At 58.4% G+C, this 1122-nt stretch carries 1 protein-coding gene; it reads right to left on the bottom strand.

The annotated features are described in order from the left end of the window. The coding region (locus V6C16_RS13930) for a L,D-transpeptidase family protein (RefSeq protein WP_333543515.1) at positions 1–1122 on the bottom strand (1122 nt) is incomplete at both ends.

The following is a 1122-nucleotide window of genomic DNA, read 5'->3' as shown; positions in this document are numbered from 1 at the left end:
TGCTTCCGTCGGCGGCATTGGCGGCCACGGTTTCCACGCCGTCAGCGGCGCTTTCAGGCATATCCAGGCGCGGCGGCTGCGGCGCTTCGGAGTCAGCGTCCGAAGCCATCTGCAAAGGCGCTTCGGCCACAAGCTGGCCCTTCTGGTAAGCGGCCCGCATGCCAAGGTCACGGGGCGCCCATTCCATACCGACAATGCGGAACTTTTTGTCGCTGCCCCGCTGCCAGTACAGGCGGCGGACACCTTCAGTGGAAAGGTTGGACGCGGCATAAAACTGTTCAGACCAGGTGACCCAATAGCCCGGCCCTTCAAGTACATGAATTTTACGGTTGTAAATTTTGATAAAGCTGAGGATTTTGAACAGGCGTTCTTTGTTCATCCTGAAGGCCGCGAAGCTTTCAGGCATGGCCTTGCTGTAAGCGTCGCCATCATAAAAATCGAACATCCTGGACGAGCGCGCCGCCCAGGCATTGCTCCACGCCTGCATGAGCCGCCGCAGTTCGCGGGCCGTGCCGTTATCCGGCTGCGGAACAGACGTTTCGTCCAGACGCTCCGCCAGCACCACGGGAGTTCCGGGTACAAGACTCGGGCCGACCTCGTCAATTTCTTTCAGACCGATCGCCACACAGCCCCGTGTTGAAAGCGGTTCAATGCCCAGTCCCTTGCTGTGTATCCAAATGCCGTGGCCGGTCTTGCCGCGCAGCTTGTCCACAGGATTGGGGTAGTTGAGCGTGTAGGCTATGCCGCCATATTCCTTGAAATCCAGCCCGCTGGCGATCTTGTATTCCACAAAATAGACGCCTTCGGGCGTGCGAAGGTCATTGAGCACCTTTTTGTCGCCGGTCAGTTGCCCGGTGGTGCAGGGATAGGTATAGCGGAGCTTGAGAGGACTTTTTTTCTCAAAAAACATGAAGGTCTGGCGGTTTTTGTCCACAGCCACCAGATGGGAAGGCAGGCCTTCGTTATACAATGAAGCCTGCCAGTTGTCGGCACGCGCATACCCGGACGCGGCAAGAACGCACAAAAGCGCCGCCGCAAGGCCCGGCAGCACCCGCTGCGGAAAAAGCGAAAAAAGAACAACGGCAAAACGCCGGGCAGCCAGGCCGCATAAAGCACAGCCGC

Origin of the sequence: Desulfovibrio sp. 1188_IL3213 (genome assembly GCF_036763145.1) — a bacterium.
Lineage (GTDB): Bacteria > Desulfobacterota > Desulfovibrionia > Desulfovibrionales > Desulfovibrionaceae > Desulfovibrio.
This window is presented reverse-complemented; position numbering and strand designations above follow the sequence as displayed.